The organism is Paramagnetospirillum magneticum AMB-1 (genome assembly GCF_000009985.1).
GTDB classification, from domain to species: domain Bacteria; phylum Pseudomonadota; class Alphaproteobacteria; order Rhodospirillales; family Magnetospirillaceae; genus Phaeospirillum; species Phaeospirillum magneticum.
The window spans coordinates 1,896,368-1,916,763 of the sequence record NC_007626.1; the positions used below are offsets into that span (position 1 = coordinate 1,896,368).

Here is a 20,396-nt window from a genome sequence, read left to right on the forward strand (position 1 = left end):
TCAGAGGCTGTTGACCAAAAAGTAGCGCGCATTCCGGATAGCGAGGGCTGCGTCGTGGGCTCTGGCAGCGATATCAGGGAAAACATCGACCAGATAATTCCAATCAAAATCTCTGTCGTCGCAATACTTTATAGCGAGTTTTGTCACAGCGTTCGCTGCCGCCACTTCACGCCTCAAGGCGATGACGTTGGCCACCAACTGGCTGCTGGGAAGTTCGTGCAAGACAATGTCTTCGAGAGCCTTCTGGGCATAATCGAAGGACCTCTGGTCATGTCCCATCTCGACATACCCTTGCACCGAATTGCCGCTCAGCCCCATCTGGGCCGCAAGGACAAGGCTCTCAGCATGTGTGGAAACTGCCGCCAAAGCATCGAGGTGCCGAGCCAATTCCGCCCTTTGCCGGGTCCGTTCATGCCATTGGGGCATGACCATAGCGACCATAATCGCTCCCAGGGCGGTAACACCTTGGAACCAACCGGCCGCGCCAGCGTTGATATTCATCCAGACTATCCATTCATCTATTTCCGACTCCATATTCCTGCTTACCGCGGCCTTGTTGTTGGCCACCCACGCCCTGGACGAGGTCCAGCCCGCCATGGCCGGCGGCGGGATCGCCGCCTGCCGTCGCTACGGGGACGATTAATGGCTTGGCCCGGCGTTGACACAGGTCGCCTTGTTTCCTCCGTCCTGCCGGCACTGTGCATCCAGCCCGGCGCGGTAGTGGCAGAACTCGCCCGGATCGGCGCGCTCGGGGAGCTGCAGCGTTCCCACCCGGACCGCGTCGAGGCAATCGCCTTTGCGCAGCGCAAAGAAGACTCTCTGTTCCACCGACACGAAAACCGGGGGGAACACCGGACGTTGGGTCCGCTCGACCATTCCGAACATGGTCATGAGGGTGATCAGCACGGCAAAGACCAGTCCAGCCCGGGCCATTGGCCCCAGCGATTCCCACCACGTCCGCATGTTGTTTCCCCTGATCGGTCCCGGAGCGGAAAAGCATCTCGTGGCCCCGGCCCCCATGTCCACCAAAAGGTGATGCCGTGAATAGCCATGCCACCAATCCCGACCATCTGCCCGGCCTGCTGGGCGAGTTGGCGCGGCGCGGCCATGGCGGCGAGGCGTTGAAGCTGGCCGCCGCCTGGGGCGGGACCAAGCGCTACATCCCGGCCAACCCGAATCCCGACAACGAGATCTGCAAGGTCATCAGCCTGGAGGCCGCCCTGGTGCTGGCCGAGCAATATGGCGGCAAGGACAACGACATCCCCCGCGCCGCCGGCCTGGGCAGCGTCAAGGCGGCGCTGCGCCGCCTCGATCCCGGCGGGACCACCGATGCGGCGCGGGCGGTGGGCTGCACGGCCCGCTATGTCCGCATGGTCCGCAACGGCTCCAAGGACAAGGATGGGCGCCAGGGCGAGCTGCTGTAACCCGGATTGACTGTCCGCACACCCGTATGCAATCCTCCGTCTGAACCTCGCCACCCCCCTCCGGCGGAACACTTCCGCGAGGCCGCTTCCCCCACCGCCCCTACGCTGACCCCCGATCCATTCGTCGGGGGTTTTCCATGTTCGATGACTTCGCCATCACCGCCATCCTGCTGCGGGTGGGTTTCGCCATCTTGGCTATCCTCGGCCTGATCTGGCTGTCCTCCCACCTCGACCAGCGCGCCAAGCGGACCTTCGACGACAGCATGGAGCAGATGGCCAAAAACCCCATTGCGCTCGCCCTCTATTATGGTCTGCGCTTTGTCGGCTTGGCCCTGCTGCTGGGCGCCCTGATGGGCTGCTCGGCGGCCAATGCCGGCACGGTCTACCCGTCGCGCTACGATGCCGAGATCGACCGGGCGGTCAAAACCTACTGGCCCGACTATCCCCGGCCTGCGTCCTGGAAGGCCCAGTTGTACGCCGAAAGCCGCCTCGACCCGGCCGCGGTGTCGCCGGTGGGCGCCAAGGGCCTGGCGCAGTTCATGCCCGGCACCTGGGACCAGGTGACCCGCGAGCTGCGCCTGGGGGGGGTGTCCCCCCATGCCCCCATCGCCATCGAGGCCGGTGCCTACTACATGGCCAAGCTGCGCCAGATGTGGCGCAACGGGCGTTCCCCCCATGACCGCCAGCCCCTGGCCCAGGCCAGCTACAACGCCGGGGCGGGCAATATCCTCAAGGCCCAGGAGACCTGCGGCGGCGCACGGCTGTGGGTCGTGATTGCCCCTTGCCTGGGCCATGTGACCGGCCAGCATTCGGCGGAGACCCTGACCTATGTGTCGCGCATCGCCGAATACACCGCCCGCATGGAGGCGGGGCTGTGATCGGTCGTCTTGCCGCCTTCCTGGGGTTCCCCTCGGCCGCCCTGCTGGGCTGGAGCATCATCGCCGCCCTGGCTCTGGCCGCCGCCGGATCGGTGGCCACCGGCATCATGGTCCACCGCTACGACTCCGCCCTCCACGGCCAGGCTGTCGCCGGCCTGCGGGCCGATGCCGCCCAGACCCTGTCCGACCAGACCGAAATCGTCCTGCGCCTGATGCAGGATCAGATCGACCGGTACACCAAGCTGGAGAACGACTATGCCCGCCTCTCCCAGGATAGCGCCCGCGCCCAGGCTGAGAGTGTTCGCCTGTCTGGCGACCTTGACGCTGCTCGTGACCGCCTGCTCGCCCTCGCCGGAGCGGATCGGCGCGGTGGTGGTGGCGCCGACGGCAAAGCCGATGCCGGCGCTGGAGGCTGTGCGCAATTACGTGCCGCCCTCGGTCGGGCCCTTGACGCTGTGGAACTCCTCAAAAGCGGCGGCGACGAAGCGGCTTCAATCGGACAGCACGCCGTAGACGTGGCCACGATTGCGGCCCGTGCCGCCCAGGACGCCGCCCGCGCCCCGAACTCCGGCCATGAGTGACTTCGGCGACGATGCGCAGACCATCCAGGAGCGCCACCTGATGCGATCCCTGGCCCGCGCCGGGGTCAAGCCCCGGCCCCAGGTCATCCCCGATCCCCATTGGGAGGTCGATCCGTCCCCGGCCTTTTGCCGCACTTGCGGCGGCAAGCCGGAGGTCGGGGCGTTGTGTGGGCCGTGCAGTCACCAATTGGACAAGGGGGGGCGATGACCATTCAGATTGACCTGTGGCAATTGATGACCGCCCTGGGCGGCCTTTTGCTGCTCGGCCTCACCTTCCTGTTCGGCGCGGGCAAGGTGCTGCTGGGCCAGGTGTCCAAGCAGTTGGACGCCCGCTTCACCGCCATTGATTCCCGCTTCGCCACGATCGAGGCCACCAATGCCGACGTGCAGGAGCTGGAAAAGGCCTTCCTGCGCTGGCAGGCGGATCTGCCCCTGCACTACGTGCGCCGCGAGGACTACGTCCGCAACCAGACGGTGATCGAGGCCAAGCTCGACGCCATCAACACCCAGATCACCATGCTGCTGCGCGAAGGAGCCTTGCATGAGCACCGCCCTGCCCGTTGATCCCGACAAGGTCCGGCGCGAGACGCTGCGCTGGCTGATCATCCTGGCCTGCAACAATTCCGCTCCGGTGGAACTCAACGAGACCGTGATCCTGTCCATCGCCCAGGCGATGTATCCCGATTCCACGCCGCTGGAGATCAGGAAGGCGCTGGACTATCTCAAGGACCGCAACCTGGTGGAGTTGCGCAAGGACCCGGCGGGGCCGTGGTGGGCCAATCTCACCCGCTATGGCACCGACATCGCCGAATACACCATCGACTGCGCGCCCGGCATCGCCCGGCCGGTCAAGTACTGGGCGAACTCATGACGTCGCGTGGCGGCGTCGCCGAATTGCCGCCCTCGGTCAAGACCTGGCTCGACCGGGCGCTGGCCGACGGCAATTTCAGCGGTTACCAGCGCCTTGAAGAGGCGTTGAGGCAACGCGGCTATGGCATCAGCAAGTCGGCCATTCACCGCTACGGCCAGAAGCTGGAACGGCGCCTGGCGGCGATCCGCGCCTCGACCGAGGCGGCCAAGCTGTTGGCCGATGCGTCGCCCGACGATCAGGATGTCCGGTCCGAGGCGCTGACCGCCCTGATCCAGTCCGAGTTGTTCGAGACCATCATCAACCTGCAGGAAGCGTCCGAGGAGGACTTGCCGTCCGCCGACCGGGTCAAGCTGCTGTCCGGCGCCGCCAAGAACATCGCCACCCTGACCCGCTCATCGGTGGGGCTGAAGCGCTTTCAGGCCGAGGTCAAGGCGGAGATGGCAAAGGCTGCCTCCGCCCTGGTGGACAAGGCCGAACGTGCCGCCACCAAGGCCGGCGAAAGGGGCCTGTCGTCCGAGCGCCTCGCCCAACTGCGGCGCGACATCGCGGGGATGGCGTGATGCAGGTTTTCGTCGCCCTGGCCCAGGTCTTGCCGATTGTGGGTCTATGGATCGCGGCCTGTCTGACTGGGCGCGCCGCTTTTCTGGTGGGAATTCCTCCGCTGATCGCCTTCTGGCTTTGGCAGGGGGCTTAAATGGCCGTTGAATGGGTGCCACCCAAATCCCTGATCGATGATCTATGGGGCACTTCGGCGCTTTCCACCTACGACCCGCTGGGCGAGGGCATCCTCATGGCCCACCAGAAGCGGTGGGTCGAGGATCAATCCGCCTTTAAGGCGGCGGAGAAGGGGCGCCGCACCGGCTTTACCTGGGCAGAGGCCTGGGACGACACGCTGATTGCCGCCGCCGCCAAATCGGCCGGCGGCGACGATATCTGGTACATCGGCGACACCAAGGAAAAGGGCCGCGAGTTCGTCGCCACCTGCGCCGGATTCGCCTCGCGCCTTGCCGGTGAATTGCTGGACATCGAGGAGTTCGTCTTTGAGGACGTGGAAGTCGACGAGCGCGGCGAGGCCAAGACCCGCCAGATCGCCGCCTTCCGCATCACCTTCGCCTCTGGCCATCGCATCTCCGCCCTGTCGTCCCGGCCCGCCAACATTCGCGGCCTGCAAGGCATCGTGGTGATCGACGAGGCCGCCTTCCACCAGGATGTGGGCAAGGTGATCGAGGCCTGCCTGGCCCTGCTGATCTGGGGCGGCAAGATCCGCATCATCAGCACCCACAACGGCAACACCAATGCCTACAACACCCTGATCAAGGAGATCCGCACCGGCATCCAGGAGGCATCGCTGCATCGCGCCACCTTCGACGACGCCGTCGCCGGTGGCCTGTACGAGCGCATGTGCGCCGTCAAGAACCGCGCCATGAGCCCCCAGGACAAGGCGGCGTGGTATTCCAAGATTCGCCGGTCCTACGGTTCGCGCACCGAGGCCATGCGCGAAGAACTGGACGCCGTGCCCCGCGAAGGCGACGGCACCATGCTGGCCCTGGCCCTGATCGAGGCGGCCCAGCATCAGGACTATCGGGTGGCGCGCTGGGTGCCGCCGGAACCGGCTGGAAGCCTGGAGTTCGTCGACTGGCCCGAACAACTGCGCCGTGACCACATGGATCTGTGGATCAAGGAGCACATCACGCCCGAGTTGGAGAAGTTCCCCGCCGGGGCGCTGTGCGCGCTGGGCGGCGACTTCGCCATGCGTCAGGACCGCGCCGCCTACGCCGCCGGTTACACCGATCAGATGCTGCACCGCCATGTGCCGTTGATCGCCGAACTGCGCCAATGCCCCTATGACCAGCAGAAGCAACTGCTGTTCTACATGGGCACCTGGCTGCGCGAGCGCCGCCGCCTGCAGGGTGGCGTACTCGACGCCAACGGCAACGGCATGGTCCTGGCCCAGGAGGCCCGGCAGAAATTCGGCCCCGAGCGTATCGTCGAGCTGATGCCCTCCGACGTCTGGGCGCGGGAGTTTACGCCAAAGTTCAGCGCGGCCTTCGCGGACAAGACCTTCCACATCCCGAACGATCTCGACACCCGGGACGATCTCCACCAATTCCGAGTGATCAACGGTGTCGGCAAGATCCCCGTGGACGTCCGCACCGAGGGCACCGACGGCGGCCGGCGCCACGCCGACGCCGCCGTGGCCCTGCTGAACTTCTATGCCGCCACCCTGGGCGGCGTGGTCGAGTACGGCTACCAGTCCGCCCGGAAGGCGGCCGAGGAAGCCGGCCGCCATGACGACGATGACGATGGCCGCTTCGGCCAAGGAGCATGGTGATGTCCACCCAGAAATCCAGCCTGATCGACCCGGTTACCGGGCGGCCCATCGAATATGACCGCCTGACCGAGGAGGAATCCGGGCCGACGCTCGCCGGCGTGCGCCAGATCCTGTCGGACCATCCCAGCTCGGGCCTCACCCCCCGGCGCCTCGCCTCCATCCTGATCGAGGCCGAGCAGGGCAATGCCGATGCCTATCTCGAACTGGCCGAGGACATGGAGGAAAAGGACCTCCATTACCGCGCCGTGCTGGGCACGCGGCGCCTGCAGGTGTCGCAGCTTCCCATCACCGTCGAGGCCGCCAGCGACGAGACGGCCGACCAGAAGATCGCCGACCTGGTGCGCGAGCACCTGGTGGACAGCGGGGTGATCGGCAAATACCTGTTCGACATGATGGATGCGGTGGGCAAGGGGTTCTCGGTGGGCGAGATCCTCTGGAACACCACCGCCAACCTGTGGACGCCCACCCGCATCGAATGGCGCGATCCCCGCTGGTTCCAGTTCGATCCGGTCGACGGCCGCATCCTGCTGCTCAAGGGCGGCGCCGCCGGCATGGGCATGCCCGAGCCCCTGAAGCCCTTCGGCTACATCGTTCACACCCACAGGACCAAGTCCGGCCTGCCGATCCGGGGCGGCCTGGCCCGTGCCATGGCCTGGCTGTACCTGTTCAAGAATTTCGACATCAAGGCCTGGGTGGAATTCCTGGAGGTGTTCGGCCAGCCGATCCGGCTGGGCAAGTACCATTCCGGCGCCTCTGAGCCCGACAAGGCCACCTTGCTGCGCGCCGTGCGTAACCTGCACAAGGACGCCGCCGCCATCATCCCCGATTCCATGATGGTCGAGCTGATCGAGGCCAAGATCAGCGGCACCATCACGGTGCAAAAGGAATTCGCCGAGTGGGCCGACAAGCAGGTGTCCAAGGCGGTATTGGGCCAGACCGGCACCACCGACGTGGGCCAGCACGTGGGCACCGCCAAGGCCCACGACAAGGTCAAGGACGACATCGAGCGCGACGACGCCGACCAGATCGGCGACACCATCAACGCGCAACTGGTCCGTCCCTTCATCGACCTCAATCAGGGACCACAGCATCGCTATCCCCGCCTGGTGATCCGCCGCCCAGATCCCGTCGACACCAAGCTGTTCATGGAATCGGTCAAGACCTTCGTGGATATGGGCGGCGAGGTCGAGCAATCGGTGGTCCGCGACGTCATCGGCCTGCCCGACCCGCCCCAGGGCAAGGACGTCAAGCTGCTGCGCCCCTCGGTTGGCGCTCCGGCGCCGGCCGAGCCGCCCCCAGATCCCGCCGTCGAGGGCGGGCAGATCGCCACCCAGTCGCAGCAATCCAGCGCCCAGGCCACCGGCACCGACGTGATCGACGCCCTGGTGGATGCCCAACTGGCCGACTGGCAGCCCCTGGTCGATCCCATGGTCGCGCCGATCCACGACCTGGCCGCCCGCTGCGCCACGCCCGAGGAGTTCCTGGCTCGCCTGCCCGAGCTGCTGGGCACGATGGATACGGATAAGCTGACCGAGGCCCTGGCGCGGTCCATGTTCACCGCCCGTCTGGCCGGCACCACCGAAACCGACGATCTCAATGGCTAGTCCCATGCTGCCGGCGCTGCCCCCCGCCGAAGCGGTGGCGGCCTTCCGCAACAGGGGCAAGCGGCTGGAGCCCAGCTTCGCCTGGCAGGATCTCTGGCACGAGGACCACGCCACCGCCTTCACGGTGGCCAAGTCCACCGGCTTCGACATCCTCAAGGATCTGCACCAGTCCCTGGCCGATGCCCTGGCCAACGGCACCCTGGAGAAGGACTGGCGGCGCCAGATCACCCCCATCCTCCAGGCCAAAGGCTGGTGGGGCCGCCAGGCCATGGAGGACCCGCTGACCGGCGAAACCAAGATGGTCCAGCTGGGCTCGGCGCGGCGCCTGCATGTGATCTTTGACACCAATCTGCGCACCGCCCATGCCGCCGGCCGCTGGGCGCAGATCGAACGCTCGGCCGAGCTGGCGCCATTCCTGCGCTATTCCGCCGTGCTGGACAGCCGCACCCGGCCGGAACACCGGGAATGGAACGGCACCGTGCTGCGCTGGGACCATCCCTGGTGGGATACCCATTTCCCGCCCAACGGCTGGTTCTGCCGCTGTACCGTCACCCAGATGGGGGAGAGCGATCTGGCCCGCCTGGGGCTGACGGAATCCGATGGCCCGCCCGCTGATCCCGCGCCGCCTAGGGCTTACATCAATCCCCGCACCGGCGAGGTGTCGGAAGTCCCCGCCGGCATCGATCCCGGCTTCGCCTATAACCCCGGCCGGACAGGCTCCCCGCCGGCACCGACAACGCCCCCCGCTAGCCCATCGCCGTCCCCGGCGCCATTGGCAGCGCCGCTGGCCGAGACCATTCCCGGCCGGGCCGCCCGCGCCGCCGCCGCGAAATGGGTGGATGCGCCGCCCGCCTTGGCCGCCGCCGCCGGAAAGGACGCGACTGCCATGCTGCCGGCGCTGGAGGCGGACTTCGCCACCTGGGTCGAGCGAATCGCCACCGGCCAGGCCCATGCCATGGGCGACAAGCGGGTGGTGGGCACACTGTCCGAGCCGGTGCTGGAGCATCTGGCCGCCGAGCAGATCGTGCCCGAGAGCGGGGCGATCACCTTGCTGGACCGCGACCTGACCCATTTCATCCGCCGCCTGAAGAAGGATCTGGGCAAGGCGCCGGACCTTGCCGACCTGGAAGGCATCCCGTCTTCCATCGCCAACCCGCAGGTGGTGATCTGGGATGCCGACCAGCGGAACCTGCTGTATGTCACCGCCGCCGCCGGTGACGAGGACCGCACCCTCAAGCTGGTGGTCGCCGTCAATCACGCCATCAAGCAGCGCCAGGCCGACGGCAAGCGCGCCATCGTCCAGACCAACGCCGTCATCCATGCCAGCCGCATGGATGCGCAGATCCTGAGCCAGGACCGGCGGCGCTATATTCTGATCGAGGGGAGTCTGGAATGAGGATGGTGATCGGTCCGGAGGGGCGCCTTACCCTCATCGGGATCGTTTCCGGTCCCCGCACGGTCAGCTTTCCGGCGATCGAACCGATCACCCTCTCATTATCGCCCTCTCCGGTCCCGATTTCAACGGGGCCGTTTTAAAGCCGTTTAAGGGGGATGACGCCAGTGCCCATGCCGCCGATCCCTTAAACGCGGAATTAAACGCCCCCAGGGGCAAAGACAGCCATCCGGCGGGGAGACTCGATCCCTCTCTTGCGCTGAAGGCGGCCAAGGGGCATCCTGCCGCCATCCCCTCAGATCCCCATCCTCGCCGATCCCGCACGCGGAACACTTCCGCGCGGTCGTTCTTTGCCCGGCCGTCTACCTTTCCGGCTCACCAAGAGCGACGGAAAGCGTGATGACCGAGGGGACCTCTCATGTAGCGGACGAACAGGGTGCGGCGCTGGCCACCGCCAGCGCCGTCGCTCTGCCCGAGGGCGAGGTCGTCGTTGCTTCGGCCGGACTTGAGCTTCCCGATGGCGCCCCCGAATGGGTCATGCTGCTCCCCTACGGCACCTTCCGGGGCAGGGATGGCCGTGGCCCCTATACCCTGAGCGGCCCCGATCATGCGGCCCAAGTGATCGCCACCTCGGGCTCGTACCAGCGGGGTGCCGATTACCCCTTCGATTACGAACACCAGGCCCAGCTGACCGCCAAGAACGGCCAGCCCGTCATCGCGTCGGGCTGGGGCAAGCAGTTGGAGGCCCGTCCCGACGGCCTCTATGCCCGCATCGCCTGGACCGAGACCGCCGCGTCCCGCATTGCGGCCAAGGAGTGCCGGTACATCAGCCCGGCCTTTACCCATGACCCCCAGGGCCGGGTGCTGCGCATCGTCGGCGGCGGCCTGGTGGCCATGCCTAATCTGGAAATCCCGGCGTTGGCCCATCAGGGCCAGGCCGGTCAACAAGGAGAGTCCATGGACCCCATCCTCAAGGCGCTGCTCGATGCGCTCGGCCTGGCCGCCGGCACCACGCCGGAAGCCGTCGCCGCCCATGCCCAGAAGATGATCGCCGGCCACAAGGTCGCCATCAAGCTCCTGGGCCTGCCCGAAACCACCGCCCCGGATCAGGTGGCCACCGCCGCCCAGGCCGCCTTCGCCGGTCTGGCCACCGCGCTGGGCGTCGATCAGGCCTCGGCCACCTTCCCGGCCCTGGCCACCGCCGCCCAGACCCTGGCGGACAAGGCCAAGGCCGGCGGTGCCGTCGACCTGACTCAGTACATCCCCATGACTGCGCATCTGGCCGTGGCCTCCCAGCTGGCCGCGCTGCAGGGCCAGACCGCCCAGTCCGAGGCCGCCCGCGCCGTGGATGACGCCATCAAGGCCGGCAAGATCACCCCGGCGCTCAAGGATTGGGCCTTGGCGACGGCCTCCCAGGACTTGGCGTTCTTCAAGGGCTATGTCGAGAAGGCCCCCGTCCTGGTGGCCACCGCCGCCCAGGGCGGCACCACCCAGGCCCCGCCGCCCGGCACCGCCACCGGCGCCCAGACGCTGACCGCCGACGAGCTGGCGGTGGCTAGCCAGCTGGGCCTGACTGCCGAGCAGTTCGCCAAGACCAAGGAGGACAAGTAGATGGCCGCTCTGAGCCAGGGGCGGATGACGCCCGAGCGTACCGGCAGCACCCGCACCGTGCTGGTCGACGCCAACGTCAAGATCTTCGAAGGTGCCCTGGTGGTGCTGGCCGCCGGCTACGCCAAGCCGGGGGCCACCGCCACCGGTCTGGTGGCCATCGGCCGGGCCGAGGAGATGGCGGACAATACCGGCGGCGCCCAGGGCGCTCTGACGCTGCGCGTCCGCCCCGGCATCTTCCGCTTCGATAATTCCGCCGCCGCCGACGCCATCACCGCCGCCGAGATCGGCAGCGACTGCTACGTCGTCGACGACCACACGGTCGCCAAGACCAGCGCCACCAACACCCGCTCGGTGGCGGGCAAGGTGTTCGACGTGGACGCCCTGGGCGTCTGGGTCGAGTTCAAGTAGGGGCACAACCAGATGATCATCAACGGCAACAATCTCCGCTCGCTGTTTGTCGGCTTCAAGGCCTCCTTCCAGGGCGGCCTCGACGGCACCGTCACCCATTATCAGCACGTCGCCATGACGGTTCCCTCCTCCAACCGCGAGGAGGATTACGGCTGGCTCGGCAAGTTCCCGCGCATGCGCGAGTGGCTGGGTGACCGCGTGGTTCACGGCGTCAGCGCCCACGGCTACACCATCAAGAACAAGCCGTTCGAGCTGACCATCGGCGTGGGAAAGGAAGACATCGAGGACGACAACCTCGGCATCTACGCGCCCCTGTTCAAGGGCATGGGCGAATCGGTGGCGGCCCATCCCGACGAACTGGTGTTCGATCAGGTCAAGGCCGGCTTCAGTACCCCCTGCTACGACAAGCAGTACTTCTTCGACACCGACCATCCGGTGCTCGACGCCAACGGCCAGGTCATCTCGGTGGCCAACACCGATGGCGGCTCCGGCACGCCCTGGTTCCTGATGGACCTGTCCCGTTCGGTCAAGCCGGTCATCTACCAGGAGCGCAAGAAGCCCAGCTTCGTCCCCAAGGATAAGGAGACGGATGATAACGTCTTCGACCGCAAGGAATACGTCTACGGCGTCGATTCCCGCGACAACGTCGGCTTCGGCCTGTGGCAGTTGGCCTGGGGGTCCAAGCAGACCCTGGACAAGGCCCATTACAAGGCCGCCCGCGAGGCCATGATGGGCATGAAGGGCGATCACGGCCGCCCGCTCGGCATCCGCCCGACCCATCTGGTCGTTCCGCCCGCGCTGGAGGGGGCCGCGCTGGAGATTCTCAATGCCGAACGCGACGCGGCCGGTGCCACCAACGTCTACAAGGGTACGGCCGAGCTGATCGTCTGCCCGTGGCTCGCTTAAGGAGACGCCCCATGAAGATGATCCGCGTACTGTCCAAGGTCGATGGCTTCCGCCGTGGTGGCCGCGCCTGGACCGGTTCCACTACCGTTCCCGCCTCCGAGTTCACCAAGGACCAGATCGCTGCCCTGAAGGCCGAGGACAATCTGGTGGTCGACGAGTTCGACGCGCCCGATCCCGAGGCCAATTCCGGAAAGCCCCCCGCCAAGGGCAAGGCCGCCGACACCGATCCGCCCAAGTAATCCTCTCGCTTGGGCTCCTTCCCCCGTGGCCGTCCCCACCGGCCACGGGGGCTCCTTCGAACCAGCTTTCAACGGATGTTGAACCGTGCCTTACGCCACCCTCCAGGATCTCACCGACCGCTACGGCGTTGACGAGCTGACAGCTCTCACCGACCGCACCGGCACGGGCGAGCCCGATCCGGTGGTGATCGGTCGGGCGCTGGACGATGCCGGCCGGATCATCGAGTCCCATCTGGGCTCGCGCTACGGCCTGCCGCTTAATCCGGTCGACCCGGTGGTCCAGCTGTGGGCCTGCGATATCGCCCGATTCCTGCTCTACAAGTCCGAGGTTTCCGACGCGGTGAAGGCCCGCTACGCGAGCGCCCTCAAGGCTCTGGTTCAGGCCCAGGACGGCTCGATCACCCTTCAGGCCGGCGGTGTGGTCGCCCGGCCGGCGTCCGATTCCGTCCAGTTTGCCGGCGACGACCGCTTCTTCGACCGCGACAGCCTGAAGGTGTTTTGATGGCTGGCTGGACCCAAGACTATACCTTCGATGACACGGGCCTGCGCCGCCGCCTGATGGCCTATGCCGCCAATGCCCGCGACCTGTCCGTGCCCATGGAAAAGATCGGCATCGCCGGCATGGCCTCCACCGATCTGCGCTTCGAGCGCGAGGTGGGCCCCGACGGCCAGGCATGGGCGGCACTGGCCCCCAGTACCATCCGCCGGAAGGAGAAGGCCGGGCGCACCGCCAAGCTGCAATGGTCGGGGCGGCTCCGGTCTTCGTTCACCCGCCAGGTCACCGCCAATTCCGTCAGCTGGGGCACCAACCTGCCCTATGCCAATGCCCAGCAGAACGGCGCCCAGATCAGCCGGCATGCCCATACCGTTCTGGACTCCCGCATTTCGCTGCGCCGGGCGCTCCGCACCGCCAAGCGCAAGGACGGCACCGAGGTGGAGTTCGAAGGCTTCCTGTTCGCCCGCGAAGGCGACAAGCGGGTTGTCGCCCAGTCCCGCCGCGTGGCCGGCGCCGCCACCATCGTCATTCCCGCCCGGCCCTTCGCCGGCATCAACGAGGCCGAGAAGACCGCCTACGGTCAAATGGTCCTCGATCACGTCCTGAAGCCGGGGCAGTCATGATCGATCTCGACCCGGTGAACACGCGGATTGCGGACATCAAGACCGCCGGAAACAAGAAGCGGTTCCTGGTGGTCGGGGACGCCATCGGCTATGCCGCCGCCACCAAGAAGGGGGCGATGCTGGGCGACGGCCCCAACGCCTATGTCTTGCCGGTGGCCGATCTGCCCGCCGCCATTCCCCCCGAGGGCGGCCCCCAGGGCGTGTATTCCGAATTCAAGGTGATGATCTTCAAGCGCCTGTTCGGCAATGCCACCGGCACCGGGGTGAACAAGGAGCTGATCGCCATCGAGAAGGATCTGCTGGCCACCCTGCTGGGCTGGAGTCCCAACGAGAATCTCGGTCCCATCACCTTCGCCGGCGCCGGCCTCGCCGATTTCGCCGATGGCGAACTGTGGTGGGGCATGACCTTCCGCACAACCTACGGCCTGATGCCGACCATAAGGAGCTTCTGATGAGCGACGACACCACCCCGACCCCGAAGGGCGGCAAGACCGTTTCCGCCGCCCCGGCGCCGGAAGCCGAGAGCAAGGCCGCCGCCGCCCAGGCCGACCTCGATGCGCTGTGGGCCAAGCACGTCCACAACTCGCCCCTGTCCCGCGACACCGCCGCCTACAACAAGGCCTACGAGGCCATGTCGGCGGTGCGCGCCCTGTTCAGCCGTCTCGACGAGGAGTGATCCATGGCCGTTCAACGCTATACCTTCGGTGCCGGCAAGGTCTTCGCCACGCCCACCAACACCTCGGCCGTCACGCCGATCCGCCTGTTCGACGTGGCCGAATCCTCCCTGTCGATCAAGGCCAAGTCGAGCAAGGGCCAAGGTGGCCAAGTCTACGCCGTGGCCAGCGGGCGCGTGTCGGAGGAATGCACCGGCAAGGTCAAGTTTCTGCGCAATGATCCGCGCATCGCCGCCTATCTGTTCCACGGCGTCGACCTGATCTCCGGCCAGAATGCCCTGGCCGATCTGGAGCAGGTTACCTTGAGCGTGGCCACGGTCACCGTGGCCAATGGCGCCCACTTCCTCTACGACGGTGGCGTGATTAACGGGCTCAATGCCGCCTCCTTCAACCGCATCACCACCGGCACGCCCCTCGCCGGGCAGTACAAGGTGGACACCAACGGCCAGTACACCTTCGCCGCCGCCGATGTCACCGCCGGGGTGAAGGTGGCGATCTCCTACCACTACACCATCGCCAATTCCGGCTTTCAGTACACCGTCTCCAATCAGGAGCAGGGCATGGCGCCCTATTTCCGGCTGGCGCTGGAAAAGTCCTTCAACAGCCCTTCGGGGCTGATCACCGACGGTTATGTCATCTATGCCGCTCAGGCCACCGGCATGACCTTCGGCGGCAAGCAGGGTGAATTCGAGACGGTGGAAATCGATTGGGAGGCGGTACCCGACGCGCTGGGCAACATCTACACCCGCTCGGTCAACGGGGCGGCGATCTGATGACCGCCGCCAAGAAAGCCGCTGGCACGGCGCGGGGTGTCATCACCTTCGGCGGCAAGGATTGGAAGATCGCGCCGCTGTCCTGGGAATCCATCGCCGAGCTGACCGAGGCCTTCACCGCGACGCACGGTCTCAGTGGCCGGGATCTGGTCAAGGCCCGTTTCGGCATCATCGTCCTGGCGCTGAAGCTCCAGGCGGACGAAGCCAGTCTGCGGGCGCTGCCCTCCGACCTGGTGGAGATCTTCACGGCGGTGGAAGGCATCAACGACGCCCTGGGCTATGACCGCCTGGGGGAGTTGATGATGGCGCGGGTGACGGAGTCGTCTGCGAAAGCTGGGACGACTTCTTCGCCCGCGCCTGCGCCATCTCCGGATGGACCCGAAGCGAAATCGGCCGGATGACCTGGCCGTTGTGGAACGCGTTGTGCCGGCAGTGGGAGGAGATTCCCCCCCTGCCGGTTTCCCTGGCCCTGTTCCTGCGGGCCAACGAAATCCTGGATTAGGGGCGGACGATGACTGGCGACGTCGTCACTAAATTCACGGCCGAGACCGGAGATTTCGAGGGCGGCACCAAGCGGATGGTCAGCGGGGTCGACACCCTGGCCGAGTCCTCGAAGCGCCTGAAGGACGCGCTGTCGGCCACCAGCACCGCCAGCCATGACGTCGACGCCCTGTTCAAGCAGATCACCGGCTCGGCGCGGACCATGGGCGACGCGGCGATGGTGCTCAACCAAGCCTTCCGCGCCGGTGTTATCCCGGTATCCGACCTCAACGCCCTGTCCCAGCGGCTCCAGGGCCACTTCACCAGCCTGGCGGCCAGCACCAAGGACGTGGGTGCCGGCATCAGGGAGGTTGGCGCTGCCGGGGCGGCCCTTTCCGCCGTCAACGACAATGCCGCCCGCGCCGCCGCCGCCATGGGCCATGTGGGCCATATGAGCGTGGGGGCCAAGCGCGAGATCATCGTGCTGGCCCATGAGGCGGTCAGCGGCAACCTCTCCAATATCCCCGGATCGCTGATGGTGCTGGCCGAGCGATTCGGCAATGTGGGCATGGCGGCCATGCGGGTGGTGGCGCCGCTGGCCGCCGCCGGCTGGGTGGCCTACGAGATCGCCGCCCATAACGAGCACGCGGCCCAGGCCCTGGCCAAGACCGAAACCGCCCTGTGGCTGACCGGCCAGGCGGGGTTGTTCACCCGCCAGGGTCTGGAGGCGACCACCAGCGCCTGGCCCATATGCACGGCATCAGCAAGCAGATGGCCGGCGAGGTGACCACCGAATTCGCCCGCATCCGGTCCGTGACGCCCCAGATGATGGCCGATATGGCGCGTGGCATGGAAGGCTGGGTGATGATCACCGGGGAGGAGGCCCCGGCGGCGGCCCGCAAGCTGGCCCAGGCCATCTCCGATCCCGAGAAATTCCTGCAGCTGCTGGAAAAGGAGACCCATGGCGTCTCGGCCGCCACCATGGAGATGGTGGCCCGTCTGGTGGACGCCAACGACGTCATGCAGGCCAAGGCGGTGGCGGCGCGTGAATTCGGCGAGGTGATGGAGCGCGCCGCCGCCAAGATGAAGACACCGTTTCAGCAGGCGGCGCTTGACGCGGCCAACGCGTTGCAGGATCTGGCCCATGCCTTCGCCGGATCGGGGGAGAAGGGCGAGGGACTGGCTGCATCCATGCGCACCCTGGCCGAGGTGATTCGAGGGCTGGAACTGCCCATCGCGGTGGTTGGCAAGGCGCTGCGCGATCTGATGGACATGATCACCATGGTGGTGCAGGCGGCCATGGCCGGCTTCGCCGCCATGAAGACGGTGGCCGTCGTCGCCGCCGAAGCGGTGGTCGAATTCACCCGCGTGATCTACCAGGCGGTCAAGGGTGACCTGTCGGAAGCCCAGAAGGCGGCGCTCGATATGCCGCGCAAGCTGGCCGAGGAATGGGGGGTGCGTTCGGCCGAGGTCAAGCGTCACCTGGACGAGATCCGCGCCGCCATGCGCGATATCTCCGAACCTTATCTGCCCGGCCATCAGACCGAAAAGCCGAACGCCCCGGGCGGCGAGAAGCCCGCGCCGACCGCCACCGGGACCGTTGCCAACGAGTCCGACCGCGAGAAGCTGGCCCTGGAGGCGCTCAACCGCAATCTCACCATCCGCCGCGAACTGCGCCAGATCGACGGCGACCGCAAGATCCTGACCGAGCAACTGACGGCCCTCGAAGGCCGGATGGCCGGGGCGGCGGGCGAGACCAAGGCGGGCTTGAGCGCCCAGGTCTCCGACATCAAGTCGGCGCTGCAGGAACTGGACGAGCGCCAAGAGAAGCTGACCAAGAAGGATGGCGGCGAGACCAAGATGGAGGGCTTCCGCCGCGAACTGGCCGAGCTGCAGGCGGCGGACAAGAGGTCGCTGGACGAGCGCAAGGCCGATGACCTGAAGTTCTGGCAGGCCAAGCAGGCCAATCTGGAGCGGGGCGGCAAGGATTACGCCCAGGTCACCATTGAGATCCGCCGACTGGAAAAGGCCATCGCCGCCGATGCTCACAACGAGCGCCTCGCCGATCTGGAGCGCCAGCGCGCCGCCGCCCACAAGGGGTCGGAGGAGCGGATCATCCTGGCGCGGCGCGAGGCCGAAGAGGTCAAGCGCTATGCCGGCGAACATTCCAAGGCCTATCAGGACTCCCTGAAGCGCATCGAGGAGATGGTCAAGGAGCACCAGAAGGAACTCGACCGTATCGAGGCCGATGGCCTGGAGGCCCGCTCCAGCGCCAAGAAGGCCGATCTGGAGACCGATGCCGAAAACCTGCGCTTCCTGCGCGGTCTGGGCGTCGTCGACGAGCACGAGCAGTTGGCCCGCCTGCGCCAGATCAAGGAGCAGGAATACCAGATCGAGCGCGATGCGCTGGACCAGAAGCTGAAGCTGAAGAGCCTGGAGGCGGCCGAGAAGGACCGCATCAACAAGCAGATCCAGCAACTGGACCAGGGCCATCGCGCCCAGGATCTGTCCGCGACCCATCAACAGACCCTGGCGGTGCTGCATGACTGGCAGACCACCTCGTCGGGGATCGGCAGCGCCTTCGGCGGCGCCATCAAGGGCATGATCGTCCAGGGCCAGACCTTCCAGCAGGCCGAGCGCAACCTCGCCCTAGGTCTCGGCAACGTCTTCGCCGATCTGGCCCTGCGGAAAATTGGTACCTGGATCTGGTCGGAAGGGGTGATGCGGGCCTGGTCCAAGATCACCGGCCAGCAGGAGGTGGTCGACGCCGCCGCCAAGGAGACCGCCAAGACCGCCGCCACCACCGCCGGACAGGCGGCCCGGACCTCCGCCACGGTGGCCGGTACCGCCGCCCGCAACGCGGCCGGGGCCACCGAGCAGGCGGGGTTCTTCGCCAGGATCGGCGAGCAGATCGCCCAATGGCTGGGGCTGGAAACGGCCAAGACTGCCGAGACGGTAGCGCAGGCCGGTGCCCGGGAAGGGGTGGAGAGCGAGGCCGGTATTATCGCCATTGCCGCCGCCAAGGCTCAGGCGTTAGGCGAGATTCCGTCATATGCCGCCATCGGCGCCGCTGCCGCCATGGCCTCGGTGGCCGCCATTCCTTTCGTCGGCTGGGCCATGGCTCCGGAGGTGGGCGCCGAGCATTTCGCCATGGCCATGGCGTTCCTGCCCATGGCTTCGGCCGAGGGCGGATGGGAGCACGTTCCCGCCGACGGCATGATCACCGAGCTGCACAAGGATGAGAAGGTGCTGTCGGCACCGTTCTCGCGCCGGCTCGACCAACTGATGAACAACGTGGAGGTGATGCAGCAGCCCGGCGCCATGGCCTTGCCCATGCCCGGGCCGCCGGTGCTGCCCATGCCGTCCTCGGCCGGCACGCGGCCTGTGCCGCTGGCGGCCAGGATGGCCGATGCGCTGGGTGGATCGGGTCGTGACGGTGACATCCATATCCACGCGGTAGATGCCGCCAGCATCAACAACCTGATGCGCCGGCCGGGAGTGGCGCGGAACACGGTGGACGTGATGCGGGCCCAGGCGGGCCAGGGAAACTACGTCAAGAGGGGCAAGTAGCATGACCACCGACATCATGCCGCGCCTGCCCGGACAACTGCCGCCCAAGCGCTCGGAGATCTGGTCGGACGATCTGCAGGAATCGGCCTCGGGCAGCGAGACCGCCGTGGCCCGCTGGTCCTATCCCCGTTGGAAATGGACCATCAGCCATGACGCGCTGCGCCAGGCCGCTCCCTTCACCGAATACACCGACTTCGTCAATTTCACTCTGCGCCGCTTGGGCCGGGTGATGCCGTTCCTCTATCGCGACGAAGAGGACAATACCGCCACGAACCAGCTGGTTGGATTGGGAGACGGCGCCACCACCCAATTCCAGTTGGTCCGGTCATTTGGTGGCCCCGGCGGCTTCGTCGAGCCGATCTGGGCGCCGGACGTGGTGTCGGCCGTGCGGGTGGATGGCATGCCCCTGGCCGGCGGCGCCTGGTCGGTGGCCGCATGGGGCAGCGCCGCCCCCGGCCGGTTGTCCCTGGCGACCGCACCGGCGGCGGGCAAGTCGGTCAGCGTCGATTTTTCCTATTTCTTCGCCTGCCGCATGGCCACCACCCAGTTCGATTTCGAGAAGGTGATGAAGGGCTGGCACAAGACGATGGAGCTGGCCTTTACCTCCATCAAGCGTGGCGATTCATGAAGCCCCTGTCGCCCGCCCTCAGAGCCCTGCTGGCCACCCGCCAGTTCTATTGCTGCGACCTGGTGGTGCTGACCCTGGCCGGGGGCGCCACCCACCGCTATTCCGCCGGTGATTGCGACGTCAAGGACGTGGACGGCACTCTTTACTCCTGCGGCGGCATGACCGGACCCTTCTGGATCTCGTCCAACCGCCTGGGCTCCATCTCGCAGAAGCTGGGCACCCAGGCCGATACCCTGACCATCGATCTGCTGCCCGGCGCCTCGACCATTGAAGGGATGGAATGGGGCGAGGCCCTGCCCCGTGGCCTGCTGCGGGGCGCCATACTGGAATATCGCACCGGCTACGCGCCGGTCCCGGTATCGGCCGCCTGCTGGCCCATCCCGCTGACCGGCACGGTGCGCGAATTTCTTGGCTTTTTCGGTGGCGGCGATGGCGGCGGCTCGGTGCTGACGCTCACCGTTGCCGACGCTCGCTCGCGGCTGCAAAGCCCCTGGCCGCGCAATCTCTATTCCCCCGCCTGCTGCGAGTATGTGGGGGCGCCGGGCTGTGGTGTCGATCTCGACAGCTTCGCCGTCACGGCCAGCGCCCTGGCGGGATCGACCGGCAGCATCCTGGTGGTGTCCCTGGCCCAGGACAACGGCTATTTCGACCTGGGCAGCGTTTCCTTCACCTCGGGCGCCAACCAGGGAATGTCGCGCTCCATCCGTTCCCACGTGGCGGGATCACCCGGCAGCCTGACCCTGATGACCCCGTTCCCGGTCGACCCGGCCCCGGGCGATTCCCTGGTCCTGCTGCCGGGCTGCGACGGCGGCTTCGGGCACCAGGGCTGCCCGAAATTCGAAGGCACTCCCACCCTGCGGTTCCGGGGCGAGCCCTTCGTGCCGCCGCCGACCACAGCCAATTAA

General features: G+C 66.8%; 27 protein-coding genes. 25 read left to right on the top strand and 2 right to left on the bottom strand.

The genetic code is table 11. The features are described from left to right. Positions 1 to 501, bottom strand: a complete 501-nt coding sequence (locus tag AMB_RS08880; RefSeq protein WP_043743968.1) for a hypothetical protein — start codon at positions 499 to 501, stop codon at positions 1 to 3. Positions 502 to 639: 138 nt separating this feature from the next. Beyond that, positions 640 to 963 carry a hypothetical protein gene (locus AMB_RS08885; RefSeq protein ID WP_011384159.1) on the bottom strand — a complete coding sequence of 108 codons (324 nt, stop codon included), beginning with the start codon at positions 961 to 963 and terminating at the stop codon, positions 640 to 642. A 77-nt stretch (positions 964 to 1,040) separates the two neighbouring features. On the opposite strand from AMB_RS08885, the gene AMB_RS08890 reads away from it, so the two are divergent. The 25 genes from AMB_RS08890 (at position 1,041) to AMB_RS09005 (ending at position 20,396) form a co-directional block, all read left to right on the top strand. Beyond that, positions 1,041 to 1,424: a hypothetical protein gene (locus AMB_RS08890; RefSeq protein ID WP_011384160.1), complete on the top strand. Its 384-nt coding sequence runs from the start codon at positions 1,041 to 1,043 to the stop codon at positions 1,422 to 1,424. 137 nt (positions 1,425 to 1,561) lie between these two features. Continuing rightward, positions 1,562 to 2,302, top strand: coding sequence for a transglycosylase SLT domain-containing protein (locus tag AMB_RS08895; RefSeq protein ID WP_011384161.1), 741 nt, complete (start codon positions 1,562 to 1,564; stop codon positions 2,300 to 2,302). Continuing rightward, positions 2,299 to 2,883: a hypothetical protein gene (locus AMB_RS08900; protein WP_011384162.1), complete on the top strand. Its 585-nt coding sequence runs from the start codon at positions 2,299 to 2,301 to the stop codon at positions 2,881 to 2,883. Before AMB_RS08895 ends, AMB_RS08900 begins: the two co-directional genes overlap by 4 nt. Next, positions 2,876 to 3,091 carry a hypothetical protein gene (locus tag AMB_RS08905; protein ID WP_011384163.1) on the top strand — a complete coding sequence of 72 codons (216 nt, stop codon included), beginning with the start codon at positions 2,876 to 2,878 and terminating at the stop codon, positions 3,089 to 3,091. Before AMB_RS08900 ends, AMB_RS08905 begins: the two co-directional genes overlap by 8 nt. After that, entirely contained in the window at positions 3,088 to 3,447 is a 360-nt protein-coding gene (locus tag AMB_RS08910) for a hypothetical protein (RefSeq protein WP_011384164.1), read from the top strand. The genes AMB_RS08905 and AMB_RS08910 overlap by 4 nt, the downstream gene beginning before the upstream one ends. Continuing rightward, positions 3,425 to 3,754 (top strand): hypothetical protein, encoded by a 330-nt coding sequence (locus AMB_RS08915; protein ID WP_011384165.1) that lies wholly within the window; start codon positions 3,425 to 3,427, stop codon positions 3,752 to 3,754. Before AMB_RS08910 ends, AMB_RS08915 begins: the two co-directional genes overlap by 23 nt. Next, positions 3,751 to 4,314 carry a DUF3486 family protein gene (locus AMB_RS08920; protein WP_011384166.1) on the top strand — a complete coding sequence of 188 codons (564 nt, stop codon included), beginning with the start codon at positions 3,751 to 3,753 and terminating at the stop codon, positions 4,312 to 4,314. Before AMB_RS08915 ends, AMB_RS08920 begins: the two co-directional genes overlap by 4 nt. Then, positions 4,314 to 4,448 (top strand): hypothetical protein, encoded by a 135-nt coding sequence (locus AMB_RS26750; protein WP_011384167.1) that lies wholly within the window; start codon positions 4,314 to 4,316, stop codon positions 4,446 to 4,448. The genes AMB_RS08920 and AMB_RS26750 overlap by 1 nt, the downstream gene beginning before the upstream one ends. Next, on the top strand, positions 4,449 to 6,086 hold the full coding sequence (locus AMB_RS08925; RefSeq protein ID WP_011384168.1) for a hypothetical protein: 1,638 nt from the start codon (positions 4,449 to 4,451) through the stop codon (positions 6,084 to 6,086). Beyond that, the gene (locus AMB_RS08930; protein WP_011384169.1) at positions 6,086 to 7,690 is read left to right on the top strand and encodes a DUF935 domain-containing protein; all 1,605 of its coding nucleotides are present in this window, start codon (positions 6,086 to 6,088) and stop codon (positions 7,688 to 7,690) included. Before AMB_RS08925 ends, AMB_RS08930 begins: the two co-directional genes overlap by 1 nt. Then, entirely contained in the window at positions 7,683 to 9,086 is a 1,404-nt protein-coding gene (locus tag AMB_RS23335; RefSeq protein ID WP_083763481.1) for a phage head morphogenesis protein, read from the top strand. The genes AMB_RS08930 and AMB_RS23335 overlap by 8 nt, the downstream gene beginning before the upstream one ends. A 396-nt stretch (positions 9,087 to 9,482) precedes the next feature. Beyond that, positions 9,483 to 10,694, top strand: coding sequence for a phage protease (locus AMB_RS08940; RefSeq protein WP_043743974.1), 1,212 nt, complete (start codon positions 9,483 to 9,485; stop codon positions 10,692 to 10,694). After that, complete coding sequence (locus AMB_RS08945) at positions 10,695 to 11,102, top strand: hypothetical protein (protein WP_011384172.1); 408 nt, start codon at positions 10,695 to 10,697, stop codon at positions 11,100 to 11,102. It abuts the gene before it with no gap. A 12-nt stretch (positions 11,103 to 11,114) separates the two neighbouring features. Beyond that, positions 11,115 to 12,008: a Mu-like prophage major head subunit gpT family protein gene (locus AMB_RS08950; protein WP_011384173.1), complete on the top strand. Its 894-nt coding sequence runs from the start codon at positions 11,115 to 11,117 to the stop codon at positions 12,006 to 12,008. 11 nt (positions 12,009 to 12,019) lie between these two features. After that, a complete protein-coding gene (locus AMB_RS08955; protein WP_043743976.1) occupies positions 12,020 to 12,247 on the top strand; it encodes an HI1506-related protein in 228 nt (75 codons plus the stop codon). Between the two features lie 85 nt (positions 12,248 to 12,332). Next, positions 12,333 to 12,749 carry a gp436 family protein gene (locus tag AMB_RS08960; protein WP_011384175.1) on the top strand — a complete coding sequence of 139 codons (417 nt, stop codon included), beginning with the start codon at positions 12,333 to 12,335 and terminating at the stop codon, positions 12,747 to 12,749. Next, positions 12,749 to 13,366, top strand: coding sequence for a phage virion morphogenesis protein (locus tag AMB_RS23340; RefSeq protein WP_011384176.1), 618 nt, complete (start codon positions 12,749 to 12,751; stop codon positions 13,364 to 13,366). Before AMB_RS08960 ends, AMB_RS23340 begins: the two co-directional genes overlap by 1 nt. Further along, positions 13,363 to 13,818 carry a phage tail terminator protein gene (locus AMB_RS08970; RefSeq protein WP_011384177.1) on the top strand — a complete coding sequence of 152 codons (456 nt, stop codon included), beginning with the start codon at positions 13,363 to 13,365 and terminating at the stop codon, positions 13,816 to 13,818. The genes AMB_RS23340 and AMB_RS08970 overlap by 4 nt, the downstream gene beginning before the upstream one ends. Further along, complete coding sequence (locus AMB_RS08975) at positions 13,818 to 14,042, top strand: hypothetical protein (protein ID WP_011384178.1); 225 nt, start codon at positions 13,818 to 13,820, stop codon at positions 14,040 to 14,042. Before AMB_RS08970 ends, AMB_RS08975 begins: the two co-directional genes overlap by 1 nt. Before the next feature lie 3 nt (positions 14,043 to 14,045). Continuing rightward, the gene (locus AMB_RS23345; RefSeq protein ID WP_011384179.1) at positions 14,046 to 14,813 is read left to right on the top strand and encodes a hypothetical protein; all 768 of its coding nucleotides are present in this window, start codon (positions 14,046 to 14,048) and stop codon (positions 14,811 to 14,813) included. Next, positions 14,813 to 15,214 carry a hypothetical protein gene (locus AMB_RS08985; protein WP_011384180.1) on the top strand — a complete coding sequence of 134 codons (402 nt, stop codon included), beginning with the start codon at positions 14,813 to 14,815 and terminating at the stop codon, positions 15,212 to 15,214. Before AMB_RS23345 ends, AMB_RS08985 begins: the two co-directional genes overlap by 1 nt. Before the next feature lie 110 nt (positions 15,215 to 15,324). After that, a complete protein-coding gene (locus AMB_RS08990) occupies positions 15,325 to 16,080 on the top strand; it encodes a hypothetical protein (RefSeq protein WP_011384181.1) in 756 nt (251 codons plus the stop codon). Continuing rightward, positions 16,044 to 18,863: a hypothetical protein gene (locus AMB_RS08995; protein WP_043743978.1), complete on the top strand. Its 2,820-nt coding sequence runs from the start codon at positions 16,044 to 16,046 to the stop codon at positions 18,861 to 18,863. Before AMB_RS08990 ends, AMB_RS08995 begins: the two co-directional genes overlap by 37 nt. A 1-nt stretch (position 18,864) precedes the next feature. Continuing rightward, a complete protein-coding gene (locus tag AMB_RS23350) occupies positions 18,865 to 19,491 on the top strand; it encodes a DUF2460 domain-containing protein (protein WP_011384183.1) in 627 nt (208 codons plus the stop codon). After that, positions 19,488 to 20,396, top strand: a complete 909-nt coding sequence (locus AMB_RS09005; protein ID WP_011384184.1) for a DUF2163 domain-containing protein — start codon at positions 19,488 to 19,490, stop codon at positions 20,394 to 20,396. Before AMB_RS23350 ends, AMB_RS09005 begins: the two co-directional genes overlap by 4 nt.